Below are 2,678 nucleotides of genomic sequence, written 5' to 3'. Positions count from 1 at the left end.
GCGAGGCCGATGTAGGTCCACACGCGCAGCGGCACGGTGCTGAAGCTGGTGATGCCTTCGAGCGCGAAGTTCCAGCGCCGCCATCCGGAGAATTTGGAGCGGCCGCCGCTGCGTGGCGCACGCGTGTATTCGATGATCTCGATGCGATAGCCGACCCACGCGAACAGGCCCTTCATGAAGCGGCGGCGCTCGGGCAGCGCGCGCAGCGCGTCGACGACCTGACGGTCCATCAGGCGGAAATCGCCGACGTTCTCGGGCATCTCGACTTCGGAGAGGCGGTTGTGCACACGGTAGTAGAGCGCGGCGGCCACGCGCTGCATCAGCGGGTCGCACATGCGGTCGGTGCGCTTGGCGGCGACGACTTCGGCGCCGGCAAGCCAGCGTTGGACCATGGCGGGAATCAGCGCGGGCGGATCCTGCAGGTCGGCGTCGATCAGGATCACGGCGGTGCCGGCGGCTTCGTCGATGCCGGCGGTGAGTGCGGCTTCCTTGCCGAAGCGCCGGGTGAGATCGACGATGCGCACGCGCGAGTCGCCGGCGGCGATGTCGATCAGCTTGTCGAGCGTGTCGTCGCGGCTGCCGTCGTTGATGCAGACGATCTCGAAACGGACCGACTCGACCGATTCGAGGATGGGCAGCGTTGCCGCAAAGAATGCGTCAATTGCTTCGTCCTCGTCGTGGAACGGCACGACGAGCGAGACCAGTGGCTTTCTGGCGTGCGCGGACATACGTCCCCCGTGAGATCCGGCCTGCGCTGCACCGTATGGATCCGGTTGTCGTCCGCTGGAGGCCGGACGACAGGCGTTCCGATCATTGTAGGCAGGAATCGGGGATTCGTAACACCAATCGATGCCGGTGCGGCGGTGGGCGCGCGCGCGGCCCGGTGCGCGATTGCCGGGCGCGGCCGCCGGCACGGGCAGGGTACTGGCCGGCGCGCGGCTATCGGATCAGGGGGCGCGAACGATAGCGGAGCGCGTGCCGCGGCCTGCAAGCCGTGCGCGCCGCAGCAGCATGAGCAGCGCGATCGACGTGACGAGCGGCCCGACCTGCGGCAGATGCATCCATGGATTCAGGAACTCGTACAGCGGCAGCGCCCACAGGATGGCCACGACACTTTGCTCGCCGCGCAGCCAGCCGTCCTGAGAACCAAGAGCGATCATGCACGCGATCGGGATGCATAACCAGGACAGTTCGTAGTGCCAGAGATAGGGGTTCACGGCGAGTGTCGCGATGACCAGCACGGCGCCGCGCAGCCGGGCGTCCCGGTGGCGATGCCAGACGAAGCACGCGGCCGCGATCGCGATCGCGGCGATGCCGGCTTGCCCGGCATAGGCGAGCGCCGGCGGCAGGCCGGCGAGACGAAACGCCGCGAACGGCGTCGGCGACGCAAACCAGAACGGAACGCCATGCTCGATGATCAGCGAACGCAGCGCGCCGGCGTTCTGCGTAAAGAGATGGAGTGACTCGATACCGCCCGTCGCGATGCCCAGCACAGTGAAGGCGGTCGCGAACGCCGCGGCCCACGCGAATGCACGCCACGCGCGCGCGGCGATCAGCACGAACGGGAACAGCAACGCCAGTTGCGGCTTGACCGACAGGAGCCCGATAAAGAAGCCGGCCAGCATCGGCCGCCGATCGACGAAATACACGGCGAGCGCCGCGCACGCCGCGGTCAGCATCGCGTTCTGTCCGTACGTCGCGGTGACGAGCACGCCCGGGCATGCGAGCAGCGCGAGCCAGCCGACGCGTTTCGCGCCGGGCGTCGCCGCGAGCCCCGACACGCGCCAGGTCGACACGCCGAGCAGCACGATGCCGAGGGCGACGAACAGCGGATAGCCGATCGCATGGGGCAACAGCGCGAGCGGCGCGACCGCCAGTAGATACGCAGGCGGGTACAGCCACGGCAGGAACGCGTAGCGGGCCGCGGTCGGGAACAGGTCGGCGAGCGCCCGCGAGAACGTGGGGACGTCGTAGATCTGCCACGGCGAACCGTGGAGCATCAGATGGGACGCGGACCAGAACACCATGAACCCCGAGCCGGGGCGGAACATGCCCGGGTCGGTCGAGTGGGCGCCGACCCGGACCAGGATCGACATGAACAGCACGCCGATCGTCAGCATGACCGCGCTGTAAAGCGCGAGGCGTCCGGGCGTCAGCCAGACGCGGACAGGGCGTTCGTCGGTGGGTATCGATGAGCTGGAAATATCCATGAGGCGTTACTTGACCGGCACGTTGCGTGGCACCGTCGCGCTCGCGACGGCCGTCTGTCGGCGGCGGGCCGCGGCGATGCGCCGGACCGGAAACTGCAGCAGCTTCAAGGCGTCCGGCTGCGCGGCATGTTGCCCAGGGTGCTGGCCTACCAGGGCGTCGGCCCGGTAACGCCGCCGCACGAGATAGACCGGGCGCTGTTTCGACTCGTGATAGATGCGGCCGAGGTATTCGCCGATCACGCCGATACCGATCAGCTGGATGCCGCCGACGAACAGCATCACGGAGATCAGCGACGCGTAGCCGTGCACGGGGTTGCCGAACAGCAGCGTGCGCATGACGATGAACGTGCCGTAGATGAACGAGAGGGCGGCGAATGCGAGGCCGATGTAGGTCCACACGCGCAGCGGCACGGTGCTGAAGCTGGTGATGCCTTCGAGCGCGAAGTTCCAGCGCCGCCATCCGGAGAA

Annotated in this window: 2 protein-coding genes and 1 pseudogene; all 3 read right to left on the bottom strand. The window is 68.0% G+C overall.

Annotated elements, in window-relative coordinates; all coding sequences use genetic code 11:
* Positions 1-728: glycosyltransferase family 2 protein (locus B7G54_RS37680; RefSeq protein ID WP_085043680.1), on the bottom strand; the 728-nt coding region annotated here is incomplete at its 3' end.
* A 219-nt stretch (positions 729-947) separates the two neighbouring features.
* On the bottom strand, positions 948-2,210 hold the full coding sequence (locus tag B7G54_RS37675; protein WP_085043679.1) for a glycosyltransferase family 87 protein: 1,263 nt from the start codon (positions 2,208-2,210) through the stop codon (positions 948-950).
* Between the two features lie 6 nt (positions 2,211-2,216).
* Positions 2,217-2,678 (bottom strand): annotated as a pseudogene (locus tag B7G54_RS37670) (glycosyltransferase); the annotation flags it as partial.

The organism is Burkholderia puraquae (genome assembly GCF_002099195.1).
GTDB lineage: Bacteria > Pseudomonadota > Gammaproteobacteria > Burkholderiales > Burkholderiaceae > Burkholderia > Burkholderia puraquae.
Note: the sequence above shows the minus strand (reverse complement) of the source record. Positions and strands in the feature narration are given on the sequence as shown.

Excerpts from the sequence above, each read along its gene's own strand:
- B7G54_RS37675 (WP_085043679.1), bottom strand. The coding sequence starts at position 2,210 with ATGGATATTTCCAGCTCATCGATACCCACCGACGAACGCCCTGTCCGC.